24 protein-coding genes are annotated in these 21,228 nt (G+C 33.3%); 15 read left to right on the plus strand and 9 right to left on the minus strand.

Features of this window, described 5'->3' with window-relative positions; all coding sequences use genetic code 11:
* Positions 1-13: 13 nt before the first annotated feature.
* The 5 genes from ABTV69_RS08255 to ABTV69_RS08275 form a co-directional block, all read right to left on the minus strand.
* On the minus strand, positions 14-2,761 hold the full coding sequence (locus tag ABTV69_RS08255; protein WP_433835311.1) for a BamA/OMP85 family outer membrane protein: 2,748 nt from the start codon (positions 2,759-2,761) through the stop codon (positions 14-16).
* The gene (locus tag ABTV69_RS08260; protein ID WP_379699223.1) at positions 2,694-3,434 is read right to left on the minus strand and encodes an isoprenyl transferase; all 741 of its coding nucleotides are present in this window, start codon (positions 3,432-3,434) and stop codon (positions 2,694-2,696) included. The genes ABTV69_RS08255 and ABTV69_RS08260 overlap by 68 nt, the downstream gene beginning before the upstream one ends.
* Before the next feature lie 2 nt (positions 3,435-3,436).
* On the minus strand, positions 3,437-4,129 hold the full coding sequence (locus tag ABTV69_RS08265) for a DUF6089 family protein (RefSeq protein ID WP_433835314.1): 693 nt from the start codon (positions 4,127-4,129) through the stop codon (positions 3,437-3,439).
* A 173-nt stretch (positions 4,130-4,302) separates the two neighbouring features.
* Positions 4,303-5,187 carry an NAD kinase gene (locus ABTV69_RS08270; RefSeq protein WP_433835316.1) on the minus strand — a complete coding sequence of 295 codons (885 nt, stop codon included), beginning with the start codon at positions 5,185-5,187 and terminating at the stop codon, positions 4,303-4,305.
* Positions 5,188-5,273: 86 nt separating this feature from the next.
* Positions 5,274-5,933, minus strand: coding sequence for a CBS domain-containing protein (locus ABTV69_RS08275; protein WP_433835318.1), 660 nt, complete (start codon positions 5,931-5,933; stop codon positions 5,274-5,276).
* 115 nt (positions 5,934-6,048) lie between these two features.
* Between ABTV69_RS08275 and ABTV69_RS08280 the strand changes: the two genes are divergently transcribed.
* From ABTV69_RS08280 to ABTV69_RS08315, 8 genes are all read left to right on the plus strand, one after another.
* Positions 6,049-6,762: a pyridoxine 5'-phosphate synthase gene (locus tag ABTV69_RS08280; RefSeq protein ID WP_433835320.1), complete on the plus strand. Its 714-nt coding sequence runs from the start codon at positions 6,049-6,051 to the stop codon at positions 6,760-6,762.
* Positions 6,763-6,787: 25 nt separating this feature from the next.
* Positions 6,788-7,552: an alpha/beta fold hydrolase gene (locus ABTV69_RS08285; RefSeq protein ID WP_433835322.1), complete on the plus strand. Its 765-nt coding sequence runs from the start codon at positions 6,788-6,790 to the stop codon at positions 7,550-7,552.
* Between the two features lie 56 nt (positions 7,553-7,608).
* Positions 7,609-7,953, plus strand: coding sequence for a phage holin family protein (locus ABTV69_RS08290; RefSeq protein ID WP_433835324.1), 345 nt, complete (start codon positions 7,609-7,611; stop codon positions 7,951-7,953).
* Positions 7,954-8,065: 112 nt separating this feature from the next.
* Positions 8,066-9,388: a trigger factor gene (locus ABTV69_RS08295; RefSeq protein WP_433835326.1), complete on the plus strand. Its 1,323-nt coding sequence runs from the start codon at positions 8,066-8,068 to the stop codon at positions 9,386-9,388.
* Positions 9,389-9,705: 317 nt separating this feature from the next.
* Positions 9,706-10,380, plus strand: a complete 675-nt coding sequence (gene clpP / locus ABTV69_RS08300) for an ATP-dependent Clp endopeptidase proteolytic subunit ClpP (protein WP_433835328.1) — start codon at positions 9,706-9,708, stop codon at positions 10,378-10,380.
* 175 nt (positions 10,381-10,555) lie between these two features.
* Positions 10,556-11,788: an ATP-dependent Clp protease ATP-binding subunit ClpX gene (gene clpX / locus ABTV69_RS08305; RefSeq protein ID WP_433835330.1), complete on the plus strand. Its 1,233-nt coding sequence runs from the start codon at positions 10,556-10,558 to the stop codon at positions 11,786-11,788.
* A 164-nt stretch (positions 11,789-11,952) separates the two neighbouring features.
* Positions 11,953-12,552, plus strand: coding sequence for a hypothetical protein (locus ABTV69_RS08310; protein ID WP_433835332.1), 600 nt, complete (start codon positions 11,953-11,955; stop codon positions 12,550-12,552).
* Positions 12,542-13,195: a murein L,D-transpeptidase catalytic domain-containing protein gene (locus tag ABTV69_RS08315; protein ID WP_433835334.1), complete on the plus strand. Its 654-nt coding sequence runs from the start codon at positions 12,542-12,544 to the stop codon at positions 13,193-13,195. Before ABTV69_RS08310 ends, ABTV69_RS08315 begins: the two co-directional genes overlap by 11 nt.
* Before the next feature lie 140 nt (positions 13,196-13,335).
* Here the strand turns inward: ABTV69_RS08315 and ABTV69_RS08320 are convergent, their stop codons facing one another.
* Positions 13,336-14,301 carry a GlxA family transcriptional regulator gene (locus ABTV69_RS08320; RefSeq protein WP_433835336.1) on the minus strand — a complete coding sequence of 322 codons (966 nt, stop codon included), beginning with the start codon at positions 14,299-14,301 and terminating at the stop codon, positions 13,336-13,338.
* Positions 14,302-14,441: 140 nt separating this feature from the next.
* Here ABTV69_RS08320 and ABTV69_RS08325 point away from each other — a divergent pair, with 140 nt between their 5' ends.
* The 7 genes from ABTV69_RS08325 (at position 14,442) to serB (ending at position 18,607) form a co-directional block, all read left to right on the plus strand.
* The gene (locus ABTV69_RS08325; RefSeq protein ID WP_433835338.1) at positions 14,442-14,864 is read left to right on the plus strand and encodes a VOC family protein; all 423 of its coding nucleotides are present in this window, start codon (positions 14,442-14,444) and stop codon (positions 14,862-14,864) included.
* A gap of 10 nt (positions 14,865-14,874) precedes the next feature.
* Positions 14,875-15,279, plus strand: coding sequence for an SRPBCC domain-containing protein (locus ABTV69_RS08330; protein ID WP_433835340.1), 405 nt, complete (start codon positions 14,875-14,877; stop codon positions 15,277-15,279).
* A 19-nt stretch (positions 15,280-15,298) separates the two neighbouring features.
* Positions 15,299-15,703 carry an SRPBCC family protein gene (locus ABTV69_RS08335; protein WP_433835342.1) on the plus strand — a complete coding sequence of 135 codons (405 nt, stop codon included), beginning with the start codon at positions 15,299-15,301 and terminating at the stop codon, positions 15,701-15,703.
* A gap of 127 nt (positions 15,704-15,830) precedes the next feature.
* Positions 15,831-16,241, plus strand: coding sequence for a VOC family protein (locus tag ABTV69_RS08340; protein ID WP_433835344.1), 411 nt, complete (start codon positions 15,831-15,833; stop codon positions 16,239-16,241).
* 1 nt (position 16,242) lies between these two features.
* Positions 16,243-16,680, plus strand: coding sequence for an SRPBCC domain-containing protein (locus ABTV69_RS08345; protein WP_433835346.1), 438 nt, complete (start codon positions 16,243-16,245; stop codon positions 16,678-16,680).
* A 106-nt stretch (positions 16,681-16,786) separates the two neighbouring features.
* Complete coding sequence (locus ABTV69_RS08350) at positions 16,787-17,221, plus strand: VOC family protein (protein ID WP_433835348.1); 435 nt, start codon at positions 16,787-16,789, stop codon at positions 17,219-17,221.
* Positions 17,222-17,377: 156 nt separating this feature from the next.
* Complete coding sequence (serB, locus tag ABTV69_RS08355) at positions 17,378-18,607, plus strand: phosphoserine phosphatase SerB (RefSeq protein ID WP_433835350.1); 1,230 nt, start codon at positions 17,378-17,380, stop codon at positions 18,605-18,607.
* Positions 18,608-18,809: 202 nt separating this feature from the next.
* Here serB and ABTV69_RS08360 read toward each other — a convergent pair whose 3' ends face one another.
* The 3 genes from ABTV69_RS08360 to ABTV69_RS08370 are packed head-to-tail and all read right to left on the minus strand — an operon-like array spanning position 18,810 to position 21,109.
* Positions 18,810-19,337 (minus strand): STM3941 family protein, encoded by a 528-nt coding sequence (locus ABTV69_RS08360; protein ID WP_433835352.1) that lies wholly within the window; start codon positions 19,335-19,337, stop codon positions 18,810-18,812.
* A gap of 1 nt (position 19,338) precedes the next feature.
* A complete protein-coding gene (locus tag ABTV69_RS08365) occupies positions 19,339-19,581 on the minus strand; it encodes a redox-active disulfide protein 2 (RefSeq protein WP_433835354.1) in 243 nt (80 codons plus the stop codon).
* Positions 19,582-19,597: 16 nt separating this feature from the next.
* Complete coding sequence (locus tag ABTV69_RS08370) at positions 19,598-21,109, minus strand: GH3 auxin-responsive promoter family protein (protein WP_433835356.1); 1,512 nt, start codon at positions 21,107-21,109, stop codon at positions 19,598-19,600.
* Positions 21,110-21,228 lie beyond the last annotated feature (119 nt).

The raw sequence follows: 21,228 nt of genomic DNA on the forward strand, positions 1-21,228 counted from the left end.
AAACGTTATTTCACTAAAATTGTTGTCCAATAATAAAGTGTGTTTCCCAACCATTAGCTTTTGTTTGTCCTGGAAGAGCGTCAAACCCGTAACCAAAGTCAATACCCAATAATCCGAATGCAGGCATGAATACACGTAAACCAGCACCAGCAGAACGGTTTAAGTCAAATGGGTTGTAATCTTTGAAGGTTGGGTAAGATGAACCTGCTTCTAAGAACGTTAATGCAAAGATCGAAGCCGATGCTTTTAATGTAATTGGGTAACGTAATTCCATAGAGAATTTGTTGTAAATCGTTGCTCCAATTGCATCACCTACAGCGTTTACTGGAGTTAAAGAGTTGTTTGGATAACCTCTTAACTGGATCGTCTCTCTACCATCCATTGAGTAGTTTGCCATACCATCACCTCCTAAGTAAAAACGTTCAAACGGAATTACACCTCTTTCTTGATTGTAAGCTCCTAAGAAACCAAACTCAGTAAGTGTTCTTAAGACCAGTTTACCATAAACTTTAGTATACCAGTCACCTCTAAATTTAACTTTATAGTACTCTAACCAGTTGTATTTTTTCTGATCGACTTTTGCTACATCTGTATCAGCACTTGCATAATCAGATCCAACACTCACATAACCAGTTTGACCATTTACAGTTTCTGTTTTAACATAGTCACCATTGTTAAGCGGTTTTCCATCTATACCGCTTCCTGATGTTCCTGTATATTGTGTTTTGTATTCTTTTTGGTTTTGTAAATCGCCATAATCAATACCATTAAATAATGAATATGGAGGTGTAACTTTTGCTGTAATACTAAACTCAGAACCATAAGTTGGGAATATTGGGTTTACCCCTTTATTACTTCTTGAAAGTCCGATAGTGTAAGCTAAGTTTCTTGATGCACCGTTACCAAAAGTAAACAAACCTGTGTTGTAATTGTTCAAGTCGTAATGCTGATAACTTACAGATTGTGATAATACGAAATAGTCATCTGGCACAGTTAATCTTTTTGCTAAACCAACTTGTACTGTAAAAATATTAAAACTTTTGCTTTTATCAACGGTTCTAGTAATGTAATTGTTAAGAAATTGCTTACTGTATGAAATAGATGAACTAAATTGTACAGGTTTCTTTCCTCCAAACCAAGGCTCTGAGAATGATAAACTATAAGTTTGGAAATAAGTACTTCCTTGCAGACGAAGTGCAACTTTTTGTCCATCTCCCATTGGTAAAGGCTTATACGCTTCTTTGTCAAAGATCTTTCGTGCCGAGAAATTGTTAAACGAAAGTCCCAAAGTCCCAATGAAGCCTCCACCGCCATAACCTCCTTGAAGTTCGACCTGGCTAGATCCTTTTTCTACTACATTATATTCGATATCAACAGTTCCAGCTCCGGCATCAACGTTTTTAAATTTAGGATCGATTGCCTCAGGATCAAAGAAACCTAATTGTCCGATCTCACGAATCGTTCTAACTAATTGTTCTTTACTGTATTTTTCACCTGGTTTTGTTCTTAACTCACGATAGATAACATGGTCGTTTGTTTTGTCATTTCCAACAACTGTAATTTTGTTGAAATAAGCAATAGGACCTTCGGTAACTCTAATCTCAAAATCGATAGTATCGTTTACTGTTTTTACCTCTACAGCATTAATATTTGAGAACAAATAACCATTGTTTTGGTATAAGTTTGTAATATCTTCTGCATCTGGTTTTGTCTTATCGGCAATTCTTTTTTCTAGTAAAACTCCGTTATAAGTTTCTCCTTTTTTGATTCCTAAATAACGGCTTAAAAGCTGATCTGAGTAAACCGTATTACCCAAGAATTTAATATTTCCGAAGTAATATTTATTTCCTTCTTCTACATTAATTTTAATATCTAAAGTGTTCTTTTTCTTGCTGTATTGTACAGAATCGTAGATAATACGAGCATCACGATAACCTTTTTCTTTATAGGCAGCGATTACCTTTTCTAAGTCTGTTTTGTATTTTTCTGGAATAAATTTAGAAGCCTTAAATACGCGAATGAAATTTTTCTGTTTGGTGTCTTTCATTGCAGCACGCAGTTGAGTGTCTGTCAACTGTTTGTTTCCAATGAAGTCGATACTGCTGATTTTTACTTTGTCTCCTTTGTCTATTCTGACAAGCATATTAACTTGGTGTCCGTTAATAGTATCAGGAGTGTTGGTTATAGTAACTTTTGTGTTATAAAAACCTTCTTTTTTGTATTTGTTTTCGATGTAATTTTTGGTCGTAGTAATTAAATTTTCGTTGACAATCTTATTCTTTGTCAAGTTGTTATCTTTAATTAAACCTTCTATTTTGCTTTTCTTGACACCAACGATTTTAACCTCGTTTAATTTAGGAAGTTCAACGATGTCAAGATCAAGATAGATACTGTCGTTTTCTACCTTATTAACGTAAAAAGCAATTTCGTCAAATAGGCCTAATTTACCTAATTTTTTAATTGCGCTACTGATTTCTTCTCCAGGTACCGTAATTTCCTGACCTTTTTGAAGGCCCGAAAAAGTAACAACAGTCTGCTCATTGAAGCTTATTTTACCAATAACAGAAACTTTAGCTAGAATATATTTTTTTCCCTGATCAAAAGGAACTCTTTCTTGTGCTTTAATTTGTGAAAAACTACCCAAAAGTAATAGGGTAAGGACTATTTGTATTTTTTTTTGCAACACTAAAAAATTATTTAATTTGTTCACTGGTTTTTCCAAATCTACGTTCTCTTTTTTGATAACTAATAATAGCCTCATATAAATCTTGGTCTTTAAAGTCTGGCCACAAGACATTAGTAAAATACAATTCTGCATAGGCTATCTGCCATAGCAAAAAATTACTTATTCTATGTTCTCCACTTGTTCGTATTAATAAATCTACGTCTGGTAAATTTTGCGTGTAAAGATGCTCATTTATAATTGAATCGTCAATAGTGTCTATTGAAATTATATTATTTTTAACTTTATCACTAATTGACTTTACGGCATTTACAAGTTCTTCCCTAGAACCATAGCTTAAAGCGAGAGTAAGAGTTAGGCGCGTATTGTTTTTTGTCTTTTCCATCACATCCAAAAGTTCTTTTTGGGCTGTTTTTGGTAATTTATCAAGATTTCCAATTGCATTAAGACGAATATTGTTTTCTTGAAGTGTAACAAGCTCTTTTTTTAATGAATTAATCAATATTTTCATTAATGCTTGGACTTCAAGTTTTGGGCGATTCCAGTTTTCTGTAGAAAAGGCATATAGAGTTAAATATTCAATTCCAAGTTTAGCACTAGTTTTGATTATTTCTTTTACGGATTTTGTACCATTTTCGTGACCAAACGCACGCAAAAAACCTTGTTGTTTTGCCCAGCGTCCATTACCGTCCATAATAATGGCCAGGTGTTTAGGTAAGTTTGTGTGATCTATAGATTCTATTAAATTCATTTTTAGTATGCGCAATAGCATGGCTTTTTTCCAAAAGTATACGTTAAAGTCATACCAGAAAAAATGTACCAATCATTATTATTTAAATTTCCAAACTTCATAATGTTTGGATTGGTTGTATTAGGATTGCTTCCGTCAAGGTTGTCTGTAAAAGTATAGCGCGCACCAACTTCAGCAGCTAAAACAAAACGTGGTGTTATATTTGATTTTATACCCAATGTAATAGGTATAGACATTGAACTTCGATTTTTTAGCGCGTATACTGTATTTGGGCTAGTAGTGTATCGGTACAAATTATCAAACAAAAAGTAGTTTAAACCAGTAAATACATAAGGTGTCACTTTTGTATGATAATCGTGCAGGTTAAAATCGAAAAAATTAAATTCTAAACCAGCAGAAAATTCTTTGATATTGTTGTCAAAACGATAACCTCTTTGGTTTCTTCCAGTTTCATCAGATTTGAAGTCGTTTCCGCTAATATTGGATTGTGTGTAAGAGAAGCGCCATGCGTGTCTTGGACTTCTGTTCCATTTATAAAGAACGCCAAAAGCTAGTTTTTCTGGAGCGATATAAGTTGTTTTTCCAACATCGCCTACAAAGTTGCTTCCGCCCAGAAAAACACCAATCTCATTGATTTGAGCATTAAGTGTAATAAAGGGGAAAAAACATAACAATAAATTAAAAATTTTCTTCATTTAATTCAAAATTGCGTGCAAATATAATAATTATCAATACGAATCAAAGTTCCTTTAGTTAAATGTGCTTTTTTTTCAATTTACGTTATGATTTTGAGCCATTTAATGATGATTCACTACATGCAGAACGAGAAAATGTGGTATTATCGTATAGTGAAGAATCAGAAAAGAGTTTAATTTCTTTTATCTTCTCCCCAGAGCAGTTTGTTTCTTAACGTCTTTAAGAATGTCTCGCCTGGTATTTCAACCATTTTAATTTTGTAATCTGTTTTTTTAATTTTTAGAATAGATTCGTTTTTTACTGAAGAAATTCTAGAATCTAAAGAAACTAAATATTGGTCTTCTCTTCCTGATACGCGAAGTGTAATTTCGGTATCGTCTGGAATAACAAGAGGTCTGGCAGTTAAATTGTGTGGGGCAATTGGCGTAATTACTAAACTTTTGACATCTGGCGTTAAAATTGGTCCGCCACAGCTTAAAGAATATCCTGTAGATCCGGTTGGCGTAGAAATGATTAGTCCGTCAGCCCAATATGAATTTAAATATTCGTTATTCAAATACGTTTCAACGGTAATCATCGACGTTGTATCTTTTCTGCTCACTGTAACTTCGTTCATGGCGAAATTAAGTTCTTTAAAGGCTTCGTTGTAAGGATCACTGGTAAGTCCTAATAAAGTTCTTTCAGAAGTAGTGTAGTTTTGGTCGATAACATATTGCAATAGGATGTCAATGTTCTCTTTTTGTACTTTGGCTAGAAATCCTAAACGTCCGGCATTGATACCTAATAAAGGAACACCAGAATTACGGACAAAAGCAGCAGCTCTTAAAATTGTTCCGTCACCTCCAATACTTATTAGCATTTCGAAACTATTGTCTAAAGCAGTGTTTGGCGAAAAAGTTTTGTATTCTTTTTTTACAAGCTGTTTTTCATAAAGCATATTCAGGAAATTTTCTTCAATTACCATTTCGACGTTATTGGTATTGAAAAATGTGAAAATGTCTTTTATAATAGGTTCAGTGCTATTCTGATAGTATTGTCCGTAAATGGCTATTTTCATTCTTTTTAATTAGAGAATTTGTCAATGTGTCAATTAGATAATTAGGAAATGCAAAACCATCTAATTTTCACTGGCACATTCATAATTTATATGTTAAGATACTTGTCTAAATAATCTGATCGCTCTTTTAAGCTGTTGATATAGTTGTCTTCCTGATGTTCTGAAATAATTTCGTAACCGTACCTTCTATAAGTCTGGATGATTTCATTGATTGCTCCTAAGCCAATTTTTACAGTAATTTGAACATTTTCTGTGTCAGCTTCAGAAACAAAACAGCCTAAAACCTTTCCGTTATTACTCTCTACAATTTGGGTAACTTCGCTCATAGAATAATCCAAAAGTCCTTTTTGTACAATAATGATAGCGCCTGGTTCTTTTAGAAATGGCGTTTCCTGAAAAAACTTCATGATATCTTCCATTTCATAATAACCGATGTAATTATTATTTTCATCAAGAATAGGAAGGATGTTGGTGTGGTTTTTAGCAAAAACTTCGAGAACATCTAGCCATATCATCGACTTTCGAGCAAAAAAGCGTTCTAAAGTGTATTTGTAATCTATGGCTTTTTTTTCAATGTCAAATGTTTCAACATCGTCAGAGGAGATGCTTCCAATAAAAATGCCGTCTTCTAAAATCGGAAAATGAGAAAAATTTACATCGATGAAAAAGTCCTGAATCGAGGCTATCGTTTCCTGACTGTCAATCGCTCTGAAATCGTTTGTGATATAGTTTGTAATTTCTGTCATAAATCAATTGAGGATATTTGATGCAAAATAATCAAAAAATACCGAAAACCGCTCTGTTTTACTTTGTATTTTTGTCGTAACAAATATAAGATTACTAGAATTAATATCTATTTATATGACAAAATTAAGTGTAAATATCAATAAAATAGCAACGCTTCGAAATGCCCGCGGCGGAAATGTACCAGATTTATTAAAAGTAGCTGTGGATATTCAGCGTTTTGGCGGACAAGGAATTACGATTCATCCACGCCCAGATGAGCGTCATATTCGTTATCAGGATGCACGCGATTTGAAAGCAGTTGTTACAACAGAATATAATATTGAAGGAAATCCGCAGCACAATTTTATTGACTTGGTTTTAGAATGCAAACCAGACCAGGTTACATTAGTTCCAGACGCAATTGGAGCCATAACTTCATCTGCTGGCTGGGATACGATTAATAATAAAGGATATTTAACTGAAGTTATTCAGGAGTTTCAAAAAAATGGAATCAGAACTTCGATTTTTGTGGATCCAATTTTAGAAATGATTGAAGGAGCCAAAGAAACAGGAACAGATAGAATTGAATTGTATACAGAATCTTTTGCACACCAATATAGTTTAGGAAACGAAAGAGGAATTGATCCTTACGTTGAAGCTGCTAAATTGGCAAACCAATTAGGTTTGGGTATCAATGCCGGGCATGATTTGAGTTTGGATAATATAAAATTCTTTAAAGAAAACATTCCAGGATTATTAGAAGTTTCTATTGGTCATGCTTTAATTTCAGAGGCACTTTATCTTGGTTTGGATAATACAGTAAACCTGTATCTGAATAAATTGAAATAATTCTTTAAAAGAAAAAAATAAAAATATGCTTTATTCAAAAATAGAAGGCGAAGGAAAGCCATTTGTTATCATGCACGGATTTCTTGGAATGTCTGATAACTGGAAAACACTTGCTGGGCAATATGTAGAAGCTGGATTTCAAGTCCATATTTTAGATTTAAGAAATCATGGTCGAAGTTTTCATTCAGATGAATGGAGTTATGAAGCGATGGTTCAAGATGTATACGAGTATTGTCAAGCAAATAGTTTAGCTCGAATTGATATTCTAGGACATTCAATGGGAGGGAAAGTGGCGATGCTTTTTGCTACGACGCATCCAGAAATTGTGGACAAATTGATTGTGGCTGATATTGGTCCGAGGTTTTACAAACAGCATCATCAAGATATTTTGGCAGGATTAAATGCAGTTGACTTTTCTGTAAAACCAAGCCGAAATGATGTGGAAGCAATTTTAACACAATATGTTTCAGATTTTGGAACACGTCAGTTTTTGTTGAAAAATTTATATTGGGCAGAGCCAGGGCAATTGGCCTTTAGATTTAATTTGGAAGCTTTTAATAATAATTTAGATGCCATTGGAAAACCGTTGCCAGAAGATTTAGTTTTTGATAAGCCGACATTGTTTATTCGCGGGGGAAATTCAGGTTATATCCAAGATGAAGATGTTGATGGAATTCGCAAGCATTTTCCAAACTTAAAGTTGGAAACAATTCCAAACGCAGGGCACTGGCTTCATGCTGAGAATCCGCAGTTGTTTTTTGAACTTACAGCGATGTTTTTGAAGGAATAAGAACAAATTTGATAAAAATTTTATTACTTTTAAATAAATTTTAAACCAGAAAAACTATGAAATTATTACTTAGACTTCTTGTTACCGCTGCTTTGGTTTTATTATTGTCTAACATTTTAACGGGGGTTCACGTTGCTAGTTTTGGTACGGCTGTAATTGTTGCAGTAGTTTTAGGATTGTTGAATATCTTTATTAAACCAATTTTAGTATTACTGACACTACCGGTAACGTTTGTTACGCTTGGCTTGTTTTTATTAGTTATAAACGCACTAATTATTCTATTGTGTACAAAAATCGTTGGAGGTTTTGTAGTAGATAGCTTCTTAACAGCATTAATATTCAGTGTTATTTTGTCTATACTTCAATCTCTTACTTATAAAATATTAGGAGACGACAAATAAAACAATGGAGCAGATTAAAACTGCTTCAAATACAATAGATTAAAAACTTGGTTGGGTTGCAAAAATTTTATAATTTTGCAACCCAATTTTATTATGTAAATTAAAGAAGAAGATGGATATTAAAAGAGTAGCAATAGACGCTGTAAACGAGACAATCGTTATGAACGTTGTTCATATGGATTATAAAGGTCAAGTAGCAAAAAGAATTAACGAAAAAATGCCTTTAGCTCAAGTTAAAGGATTTAGAAAAGGGGCAGTGCCTAAAGATCTTGTTGAAAAACAATACGGAAAAGCTATTAAGCAAGAAGAGATCAAAAAAGTAGTTGATTTGGCTTTAGAGCGTTATATTCAATCTGAAAGATTAAATCTTTTAGGAACTCCTCTTGCTAAAGTAAACGAAAATTTTAACTGGGATGCAGAAGAATTAACTTTCGAATACGAAATTGGTTTAGTGCCAAACTTCGAAATTGATTTAGAAGCTAAAAATGATATCGTAAAATATATCGTTACTGCTGACGATAAATTAATTGACGGACAAGTTGAGCGTATCCAAAAACAATTTGGAAAAGCAATTCCTCAAGAAGTATCTGATGCAAACTCTGATTTGACAGGAACTTTCTCAAGCGAAGCAAACGGAATCAATAATACAACTACAATTGCAGTTGATGCTTTCAGCAAAAAAGCTGGAGAACAATTCGTAGGTAAAAAAGTTGGAGATGTTGTTGCAGTAAGCACAAAAGGTTTATTTGATGATGACCACCAATTAATGGATTACTTGAAAGTAGGTCACGAAGGTGTTCACGGTTTAGATGTTGAAGTAAACTTCACAATCGAAGCAATTAACGGTTCTGAGCCAGCTGAGTTAAACCAAGAATTATTCGACAAACTTTTTGGTGAAGGAAAAGTAGCTTCTTTAGAAGATTTAAAAGCTAAAATTAAAGAAGATGCTGAGGCACAATTCGCGCAGCAAGCAGAGCAAAAATTATTATTGGATGTTCAAGATTTCTTAATCGAAAACACAAAATTCGATTTACCAGCTGAATTCTTGAAAAAATGGTTACAAACTGTTGGAGAGAAAAAATTAACTCCAGAAGAAGCTGAAGTAGAATATGCAAGATCTGAAAAAGGTTTACGTTTCCAATTAATCGAAGGAAAAGCATTAGCTCAAAGCAATATCCAAATTACATTTGAAGATTTGAAAGAGTTTACATCAAACGCGATCAGACAGCAAATGGCTCAATTTGGTCAAACAAACCCAACTGACGAAGAAGTTCAAGGAATCGTGGCTAGAGTTTTATCTAACCAAGACGAAGTGAAAAGACTATCTGAGCAAGTTGTGGCATCTAAAATGTTAGACATCTTCAAAGAAAAAGCGAACCCAACTACAAAAGAGGTTACTTACGAAGAATTTATCGCTGCGTCTTACGGAGAATAAATTTTAGCCTGAAAGTTAAAAGTTATAAAGTCGAAAGTTAAGAAATATACTTTTTTAAAAATTAAGATTTTATTACAGAAACTGAAAGATAAAAATAATTATATTTGAACGTCAATGGAAGTTTTTCTTCTGTTGACGTTCTTTTTTTTGTTTCAAGTTTCAGGTTTCACGTTGCCTGGGGTTAACTTGAAACTTTAAACCTGAAACGAAAGAAACATTTTCAGACAAATTGGCATCCTTTATAAAAAGGTATGAACTTTGTTTTATCCGTTTAAGTCATTTTCTGACTTTAGACATTTCAACTTTAAACTAAAAATATGAACTACGGTAAAGAATTCAAAAAATTTGCTACAAAGCACCAAGGAGTAAACGCAATGTATTACGATAAAATCGTAGCAGCAATGACTCCAACAAACATGACTCCATATATTATCGAAGAGCGCCAATTGAATATTTCTCAATTAGACGTTTTCTCAAGATTAATGATGGATAGAATTATCTTTTTAGGAACTGGTATCGATGATCAAATCGCAAATATCGTTCAAGCTCAGTTATTATTCTTAGAAAGTGCTGATGCATCAAAAGATATTCAAATTTATTTAAACTCTCCAGGAGGAAGTGTTTATGCAGGTTTAGGAATTTACGATACTATGCAATACATCAAACCAGATGTAGCAACAATCTGTACAGGAATGGCAGCTTCTATGGGAGCCGTTTTATTATGTGCAGGAGCAGCAGGAAAACGTTCTGCATTGCCTCACTCGAGAGTAATGATTCACCAGCCATCTGGAGGAGCGCAAGGTGTTGCTACAGATATGGAAATCAACTTGCGTGAAATGTTGAAATTAAAAGACGAATTATACCACATCATTTCTCAACATTCAGGGCAGTCTTTCGAAAGAGTTCACAAAGACAGTGAGCGCGATTATTGGATGAAAGCTGACGAAGCAAAAGAATACGGAATGATCGACGAAGTATTAAGAAGAGGATAATTCTTAAAAGTTAAAGTTTGTTTCAGGTTTCATGTTCCAAGTTAATCAGGCAACGTGAAACCTGAAACTTTAAACAAAAAATAAAAAATATTAAGCTGTAAAGGGTTAAGTTTTTAGGTATTAGGTCAAAAAGTTTAGAAACTTAGTATCTTTGCAGCTTAGTAACATAAATAGAATGGCAAAAGTAGTATTAGAATGTTCGTTTTGTGGAAGAAAAAAGCCAGAAACTAATTTATTAATTGCAGGTATCAATGCACACATTTGTGATAAATGTATTGAACAAGCACACGGAATTGTTTTAGAAGAATTAAAATCTAGCGGAAGCTCAAAACTAGTTGGGGACTTAATTTTAAAGAAACCAAAAGAAATTAGGGCTTTCTTGGATCAATATGTTATTGGTCAAGATCAAACTAAAAAAGTAATGTCGGTTGCGGTTTACAATCACTACAAACGTTTAATGCAACAGCAATTAGACGATGAAGTTGAGATTGAAAAAAGTAACATCATCATGGTAGGTCAAACTGGAACAGGAAAAACATTGGTAGCAAAAACTATTGCCAAAATGTTAGACGTTCCGTTGGCAATTGTTGATGCAACAGTATTAACAGAAGCAGGATATGTTGGAGAAGACGTTGAAAGTATTTTGACACGTTTGCTTCAAGCAGCAGATTATGATGTGGCAAAAGCAGAGAGAGGAATTGTATTTATTGACGAAATTGATAAAATTGCCCGTAAAAGTGATAACCCTTCAATAACACGTGATGTTTCTGGAGAAGGTGTTCAGCAAGCATTATTGAAATTATTAGAAGGAACTGTTGTAAATGTGCCACCAAAAGGAGGACGTAAGCATCCAGATCAAAAATTTGTTGAGGTAAATACTCAAAACATCTTGTTTATTGCAGGTGGAGCTTTTGATGGTGTTGAGCGTATAATTTCTAAACGTTTAAATCGTCAGGCAGTTGGATACTCAACTTCTAAAAATGCAGACAATATCGACAAAGACAATTTGTTGCAATATATTATTCCAAAAGACATTAAAGATTTTGGTCTAATTCCTGAGATTATTGGTCGTTTACCAGTTTTAACGCACATGGATCCTTTGGATAAAGAAACGCTTCGTGCGATTTTAACGCAACCTAAAAATGCATTGGTAAAACAATATCAAAAATTATTTTTAATGGATGATGTTGAATTTACGATTACAGACGAAGCTTTAGATTTTATCGTAGACAAAGCTTTAGAATACAAATTAGGTGCACGTGGATTGCGTTCGTTATGCGAAGCTATCTTAACAGACGCTATGTACGAATTGCCAACTTCTGACGATACAACTTTGACAATCGATAAAGAATATGCAGAGCATACTTTGAGTAAAAACTTGTTGAAACGTATGGAGATTGCTTCTTAAAGTAATCAAATAACTTTGTCAAAGTTTTAAACTTTGACAAAGTTCAATTATAAACCTGTTCATTTATTTGAGCAGGTTTTTTTTATGCCAGAAATAGTTAAGTAATATTTTTCTTTCTTGTTTTTAAAAGAATATATTTGATGCTTAATCTTTTTTCATTAAATATGATAAGTGAAGTTTTAAAAAATTTAGCATACTTGTATTATCCTAAAAATATATGTCCTTGGACTCAAAAAGACTTATATATTGAGACTGTTGAATATAAAAGATTAAAGGTATTAATAGAACATTTTGATTCAGATGGAAATCAGGAAGTTCGAAACAATATTAAAACAGAATTTGATAAAGATTCAGTTCTAAAAGATTTTCAAGATTTTTCGAGGTTGGACAATGAAGATCGTTGTTGTACATTTTTTTTAAATGTTATTGAAGGAGGAGAGCTATGTTCTATAATTTTATATATGAGTATTTTGGTTCCGTATTATGTAATCGGTATCATAATTCATAAAAACCAAATGATTATTCCAAGATCAAGAATTGAAGAATTAGAAAAGGAAAATTTAGATCCAAGAAAAATTAAAGATTTGGTTTTAGAAGTAGAAAATATAGTTGAAAAGAAGTTTCTATATTCAAAATTTCCAAAAGAAATATTGAATGATAAATTTGAAGATATCAGTTTTCAAGATTCGTATATAGGCGAGTTTAAAATGTTTAATGCTTTTTTTAATAATCAAGTTGTTTATCTAGAGAAAGATGATAATTAAGAACTATTTACTCCTGTTTTTTGTTTTAGGATTTTCTTGTAATAAAGAAAACAAAGCAACAGCTGTTTCTGAAAACAAACATAAAAACGAAATAGTTTCAGAAGAAAAACCTCGAGTCGAAATCAATTATAGTGATTATTATAAAGAAGCAGAACAGTATTGCAAGAAAAACAATCTGAATCAAAGTAAATTTATTTTAATTGATCTTAGCGTTCATTCTGGTTATAAAAGATTTTTTATTTACGATTTCAAAAAGAAAGCGATTTCTAAATCTTATATGGTAAGTCACGGTTGCGGTGATAATCAATGGGGAAGAACTTCTTCTAAAGCAAAACCACAGATTAGTAACGAGTTCGATTCTCATTGTTCCTCGGTTGGAAAATACGTTGTTTCAAATCGCGGTGTAAGTCAATGGGGAATAAAAGTCAATTATGTTTTACAGGGAAAAGACAAAACAAATTCAAATGCACGAAGTCGAGCGATTGTTTTGCACTCTTGGGATGCAATTTCAGATAATGAAGTTTATCCTGAGGGAACGCCAGAAGGTTGGGGTTGTCCTGCTGTTTCAAACGAAAGCATGAAAGAAATTGATGAACTGCTGAAAACGAATAAAAAAGTTTTGATGTGGATTATTAAGTCCTAAACTATGGTTGTTATGGAAACAAAAGTTCTTTTTTAGCCCTGATCGAAACGGCATCCTTTTGCTCTGGCGTTCAGAGCAAAAGATATAGTGTAGAGCAGGACGAGAGTTCTTTTGATAACATAATGTTCTGCTTCTAAAAACTATTGAACTCTAAATTTCTCTCTGTATTCAATTGGCTTCATACCAACCATTTTATAAAATACTTTTCTGAACGCTTTTGGATCATTGTAACCTGTTTTTTCGATAATTTCTGAAATGGAAAGCTGGGTTTGTTCCAGATATTTCTTCGAACTTTCAACTCTAATGTTTTGCAAATATTCAATTGGAGGAATTCCTGTCACTTGTTTAAAACGGCGCGTCATGTTTCTTGCGCTAGTCGGAATATCTTTGGTGATTTCTTCTAGTTTTTCGATAGAATGATACTGACTTTCAATTTTCTGTTGCAACATCGCAACCAAAGAATCATTGTGTAAATGATTGGGTCTAAAAGTGCTAAAATAACTTTGCTTGTATCGATTTAAGTCGATAGAAAAGATTTTGGCAATTTTGACTGCCATTTCGTTTCCACAGAATTTCTGAACCAAAAGAATCAATAAATGAAAAGTTGAGGTTGAGCCGCCGCTCGTATATAAACTTCCATCTGCCGTCAGTGTTTCTTCAGATTTTAATTTCACCATTGGAAATGCTTTTGTAAAAGCACTGCAAGCATCCACATGTGTTGTGGCTAATTTTTCGTTTAACAAACCAGAAGCAGCAAACAAAAAGGCGCCTGTGCAAAAGCTTGCTAATTCGGCTCCAGAATGATGTTGTTTTTGTAGCCACGGAATGAAATTTCTATTCTTTTTAATCATTTCACTCATATTGTCCGTTGTAAAAGCTGGAATTAAAATGAGATCCAGTACAATATTAGAAGTTTCAATTTCGTTTGAAGTATAACCAAATATATTACCCTGATCCGATTGTTCTTTAGATTGAAAAATCATGATTTCGAATGGCTTTTCAGGTCCCGAACTCAATTTATTGGTCGTTTCAAATACTTCTAAAATTGCCGCGATGCTTAACAATTTGTAGTCGTGAGGCACTATTAATCCTAATTTCTTGCTCATGATATTTGTGGTTTTTGAAAATTCAGTCAACACAAAAATAAGCAAATTGTCTTAAATGCCCCTAAACTTGACTTTTATTGTCATTTTAAACTAATCTTAAAATTTTACATTTGCTTTGATTAATTTGTAAATTTATAAACATGAAAACAAAAATATTCTTAAATCTTGCAGTAAAAGATTTAAATCGTGCAGTAGCTTTTTTTAATGAACTTGGTTTTTCTACAAATCCAAAGTTCACAAATGAGCAGGGAGCTTGTATTGTAATTAGTGATGACATTTTTGTGATGCTTTTGGTTGAAGCGTTTTATCAAACCTTTACCCCGAAGAAAATTTGCGATTCTACTACAACAAGCGAGGTTCTTATTTCTCTTTCGATGGACTCGCGTGAGAAAGTAGATGAGATAATTCAAAAAGCGGTAAAAGCTGGAGGAACAGATTATCAGGAAGCGAAGGACTATGGATGGATGTACCAGAGAACGTTTTTAGATTTAGAGGGACATCATTGGGAAGTTTTCTATATGGATGAAAGTCAGATTCCGAGTGAAATGCCAACAGAAATGTAATTGAAGAAAAATGATTTCGGTAGCAGTTATAATCAAAGCGCCAATAGAAAAAGTTTGGGATTTTTGGATTACGCCAAAACACATTCAGAACTGGAACATAGCTTTTGAAGAATGGCATACACCCTATGCAGAAAATGACTTGAAAGAAAATGGAAAGTTCAAATATGTAATGACAACAAAAAGTAAAACTGAAAGTTTTGATTTTGAAGGCATATATACAAAAATTGAAAAATTTCAATTAATCGAATATAAGCTTTCAGATGATAGAATTGGAAGTATTTGTTTTGAGAATTTTGGAGATAGTGTAAAGCTTACAGAATATTTCGAACCCAATAAAACCGATTCTGAAAGCATGCAAAAGCAATGGTGTCAAGATGTAATTGACAATTTTAAAAAATATACAGAGGAATTTTAAAACTAAGAACTGAGATATAATGATAACAATAAAAAAGACAGTAAAAGCATCTGCAGAAAAAGTTTGGAAGTTTTGGAACACGCCAGAACATATTACAAAATGGAGTTTTGCCTCGCCAGATTGGCACACGCCTTATGCTGAAGCCGATTTAAGAGAGGGAGGTAAATTCAAATCGACTATGGCAGCTAAAGACGGAAGCATGAGTTTTGATTTTGGTGGAGAATTCACTTTGGTTAAACCAAATGAAGCGCTTTCGTATGTTTTAGGAGATGGAAGAAAAGTAGAAATTACTTTTACGGAAACTCCAGATGGTATCGAAATCGTGGAAAGTTTCGATCCAGAAACTCAAAATCCAGAAGAAATGCAGCGCGCTGGTTGGCAAGCCATCTTGGATAATTTTAAAAGCTACGTTGAGGCTAATTAAATCACGGAGTTGCAAAGTAACAGAGTAGCTTAGTTTTGAAAGAACATATTTAAATTAACTTATATCACTTATATGGTTTAAAAAAAAGAAACAACTAAATATCTAACCCAACAAAAAAAAACAAAAAATGACAAAACAAATATGGTTGAATCTTCCTGTAAAGGACGTAGCAAAAGCGAAAGATTTTTTCTGGAAAATTGGTTTTTCGTTTAATGAACAGCATGACACGCCAAGTTCGACGTGCATGATTGTAGGTGAAGGGCATTTTGTGGTGATGCTTTTTGAAGAAATGCTTTTTTCTAGTTTTTCTCAGCACAGTATTACCGATACCAAATCGAGTTCAGAAGTCTTGATTTCGATCGATGCCGAAAGTAGAGAGGAAGTTGATGAACTGGCTGAAAAAGTCAAAGAGGCTGGCGGAACTGTTTTTGCGCCTCCTGCAGAAAGCCAAGGCTGGATGTATGGCTGTGGTTTTGCCGATTTGGATGGTCATCGTTGGAATGTTTTATTTATGGACTTTAGTAAATTACCGAGTTAAGATGGAAAAATTAGTTTTTGATATCGATGTAAAGGCTTCTAAAGAAAAGATTTGGAAAGTCTTATGGGATGACGAAACTTACAGAAAGTGGACAAGCTCTTTTTGTGGAGAAAGTTACGTGCAAACCAGTTGGAATGAAGGCGATAAAATTTATTTTTTAGGGTCAGGCGGAGAAGGAATGAATAGTATCATTGAAAGTAAAATTCCTAACGAATACATGGCGTTTAAGCATATGGGGGAGCTAAAAGATTTTAAAGAAGTTCCGCCAAATGAAGAAACAGAAAAATGGGTTGGAGCGATGGAAACCTATCGTTTAGATCAAAAAGGAGATGTGGTTAATCTTCATGTAGAAGTTGACGTTATCGAGCAACATATAGACTATTTCAAAGAAGCTTTTCCAAAAGGATTGGAGACGATTAAAGAGCTGTCTGAGAAGTAGAAAATGTGGAAAATGTAGAAAATGTAGAAAATGTAGAAGAAAGAAGCAAGAATAAAGACTAGATTTTGAATTGACACTTTATAATTAACAATTAATAATTAAAAAAATGACAGCAATAAATCCCTATTTAATGTTTAACGGAACTTGCGAAGAAGCGTTTCTGTTTTATAAATCAGTTTTTGGAGGAGATTTTCCGTATATCGGAAAATATAAAGATGCTCCAGCAGAAGAAGGAGAAGTCCTTTCAGAAGAAGCATTAAATCGTATCATGCACGTTTCACTCCCAATTGGAAATACCATTTTGATGGGAAGTGACAGTCATCCGCGATACGGAGATGTAGGTTTTGGAGATAATTTTTCGATTTCGATCAACACAGAAAGCACAGAGGAAGCAGACAAAATCTTCAACGGACTTTCAGCTGGAGGAAAAGTAGAAATGCCTATGGATAATACTTTCTGGGGATCGTATTTCGGAATGTTTAAAGATAAGTTTGGTGTAAACTGGATGGTAAGTTTTGATAAAAATGAACCAATGAAATAATTAAAAAGTTACGTTATTTTAATAATAAAAGATAATTGTTAAATTACTCGAAAAAGCACATTTATATGTGCTTTTTCTTTTCAAAAAAACAAGGATTATTCTTTTTTATCAACGAGAGATTGCCGATTTTTGTCGCTTCAAAATCAAGAAAGAAAAATGGCAGTAGAAGATAAAGAAATAATTTTATTAAAAGTTTCAGGACACGATAAAATTGGAGTTACAGCAGGTTTAACAGCTGTATTGGCGGCATACGATGCTAATATTTTAGATATCGGTCAAGCCGATATTCATGATACGCTTTCTTTAGGAATTTTGTTCGAAATTGCAGCTGGCTCTTCTTCAGCGCCAGTTTTAAAAGACCTTTTGTTTAAGGCGTATGAACTGGAAATCAAAGTGAAATTTATTCCGATTTCTATAGAAGATTACGAAACTTGGGTAAAATCACAATCTAAACAACGTTATATAATCAATATTTTGGGCGAAAAACTAGCAGCTTCTCAATTGTCTGCAGTAACTCAAATATTGTCAGATCAAAACCTGAATATCGATTCAATTATTCGATTAACAGGAAGAACTTCTGTTGTCGAAAAAGAAGAATACCCTCGTTCTTGCATTCAATTGTCTGTAACAGGAGAAATTGTAAACAAGATCATCATGACGGCAAGTTTTATGGAAATTTCCAGAACGCTTAATGTTGATATTTCTTTCCAAGAAGATAATATTTACAGAAGAAACCGTCGTTTGGTTTGCTTCGATATGGATTCGACTTTAATCCAAACCGAGGTAATCGATGAATTAGCAGAACTGAATGGAGTAGGAGATCAAGTTCGCGCCATTACAGAATCGGCTATGAATGGTGAAATCGACTTCAACGAAAGTTTCAAAAAGCGTATGGCTCTGTTAGAAGGTTTGAGCGAAGAAGTTCTGCAAAACGTCGCTATCAATTTACCAATAACGCAAGGAGCACATCGTTTAATGAAAGCTTTAAAATACTACGGATACAAAACTGCAATTCTATCTGGAGGTTTCACTTATTTTGGTGAATATCTTCAAAAAGAATTAGGAATAGATTATGTGCACGCTAATCAATTAGAAATAAAAGATGGTAAGCTGACAGGTAAATATTTAGGCGATATTGTAGACGGTCAGAAAAAAGCAGAATTCTTAAAAGCAATCGCCGAAAAAGAAGGAATCCACATCAATCAAACTATTGCAGTTGGAGACGGAGCAAACGATTTGCCAATGCTAAACTTAGCAGGTCTAGGAATTGCTTTTCATGCCAAACCAAAAGTAAAAGAAAGCGCTTCAACTTCAATTTCAAGTTTAGGTCTTGATGGTGTTTTATATCTTTTAGGATACCATGACAGATATATTGATATGATGTAGTAATTGTCATTCTAAGTGAAGGCGAAGATTTTTTAACCCATTTTTGTCATTTCGACCGAAGGGAGAAATCGCACTAGTATTTCCACAATCAAAATAAAAAACAAAACCTCAGTCTTTTACAATAAAGAGCTGAGGTTTTTTTATTTGGGCATGTTTCGCCGTGGCGAATCGGGCTATTAGTGATGCAGGTTTAGTGGAAATATCATGATTTATATTTGTTCCATTCCTCATGTAGTAATTTCTCAAGATAGTCAAAATTGTAGTTTAAACTATTAGAAGTAATAGAGAGAGGAGTTCCATACATTTTTAAGTTAGCTTTCATTAATGATGCTTTTATCCAAGAGCTTTTCTGAATAAACTCTTGAGGATTTGAAACATATATTAATAAAAATTTAGTTGACATGATCTGTTGAGTTCTTATGGCTATGATTTTTGACCAATCAATTAACCCAGCACTTCCATAATGGGAATTGTCGGTAATTCCAATATCATTAATTACTAATCCGGGCTTTTTGTCAAAGATTTTAAAAAGAATAAAAATTAAGCATAGTCCAAAAAAAGATACTGATGTAAAACCAGTAATTTTTATTAACTCAATATTTCTGTACATTGGTGAGACATATCTCTCTGGGTCTAAAATAAACTGAATTCCTAATGCTACGAAAATTGCAGAAGCTATAAAAGCTAAAGCCGTTTTCTTTTTGCTTAATTCAATTCTAATTTCGCCCATTTTATCCACGAGATTCTAATTCTCGTTTAATCTCTTTCAAATTTTTCAGATTCAAAAAAAGAATAGGCAATAAGGCAATCGGAATAACATTCATCGCGCTAAAGCCTTTCATAAAAACAATGAATATATTAAGAACGAACAATATAAAAAGTACAACACAAAAAATAGTATTCACCGTTTTTAATGTTTTCTGATTTTTAGTTAGTTCTTCAGTTGTCATATCGCTGAATTTTGTATCCTTCATTTTATAGTAAGTTTTTTTAGCACATTTCTTTTAATTGCTCCAAATAATCTCTCTGATTCGAAAGTCTCGGAATTTTATGCTGACCACCCAATTTGTCTCTTTCTTTCAACCAGTCATAAAAAAGATTCTCGCGAGCAACATTAATCACCAAAGGATTTAAAGTCATATTATTGTAGCGTTTTGCTTCGTAATCGGAGTTTAAAGTCTGCAAGGTTTCGTCTAACACTTTTTGGAAAAGGCCAACATCGGCAGGATGTTTTTTAAACTCAATCATCCATTCGTGAGCACCTTTTTCTTTGTCTTGCATAAAAATAGGAGCAACCGTATAATCGATAACTTCTGTTTGCGTAACCTGACAAGCTTTTGCAATGGCTTGATCGGTATTTTCGACCATCAATTCTTCACCAAAAACATTAATATGATGTTTGGTTCTTCCAGTAACTCTAATTCTGTATGGATTTAATGAGGTAAAACGAATCGTATCTCCAATCAGATAACGCCATAAACCAGAATTAGTCGTGATAACAATCGCATAGTTTTTATTCAATTCAACATCGGCTAAACGAATTACTTTTTGATTTGGAGTTCCAAAAGTATCCATCGGAATAAATTCGTAGAAAATTCCATAATCCAACATTAGTAATAAATCGCTCGAATTATTCAAATCCTGAATAGCAAAGAAACCTTCAGAAGCATTGTATATTTCGTAATATCTAAAATCTTTGCTAGGCAGTAATTTTTTGTATTGATCTTTGTAAGGCGAGAAACTCACACCTCCGTGAAAGTAAACCTCTAAATTTGGCCAAAGTTCTAGTAAGCTCTGTTTGCCAGTGTTTTCTAAAACTTTATTCATTAAAACCAGCATCCAAGAAGGAACTCCTGCAAAACTGGTTACATTTTCATTTTTGGTTTCGTTGATAATGGCGGCAATTTTAGTTTCCCATTCGCTCATCAACGAAGTTTTGCTGCTTGGCGTGCTGCTGAATTCTGCCCAAATTGGCATATTTTCAATCAGAATCGCTGATAAATCTCCAAAGAAAGTATTGTTATTTTCGTAAATCTGAGAACTTCCGCCCAAGCGAAGACTTTTTCCTAAGAACAATTCAGAATCTTCATTGTTATTCAAATAAAGGCATAAAAGATCTTTACTTCCTTTGTAATGGCAATCTTCAAGTGCTTCATTACTTACCGGAATAAATTTGCTTTTTGCATTTGTTGTGCCGCTTGATTTGGCAAACCACTTAATTGGTGTTTCCCAAAAAACGTTTTGCTCACCCAAACGCGTGCGTTCGATAAGTGGTTGTAGCTCTTCGTAAGTTGCAATTGGAACTCTTTCTGCAAAAGTTTGATAGGAGTTGATACTGGAAAATTCATATTTTTTTCCAATAACTGTATTTTCAGATGCCGTCAATAAGTTGTGCAATAATTCTTCCTGAACTTCATTTGGGTATTTTAAAAAAAGCTCTATTTGATGAATCCTTTGTTTTAGGACCCAAGATGCAAACGAATTGATAATAGATAAAGGCATGAATCTGGTTTTTAGTTAACGGAATTTTAGGTCTTAAATTTCACAATCTATGTAAAAACAAAAAAACTTAAAATTTGAATATCGAGAGACAAATAGTAACTTTGTCTTCATATCAAAAA

Source organism: Flavobacterium anhuiense (assembly GCF_050990855.1).
Classification (GTDB): Bacteria; Bacteroidota; Bacteroidia; order Flavobacteriales; family Flavobacteriaceae; genus Flavobacterium; species Flavobacterium anhuiense_C.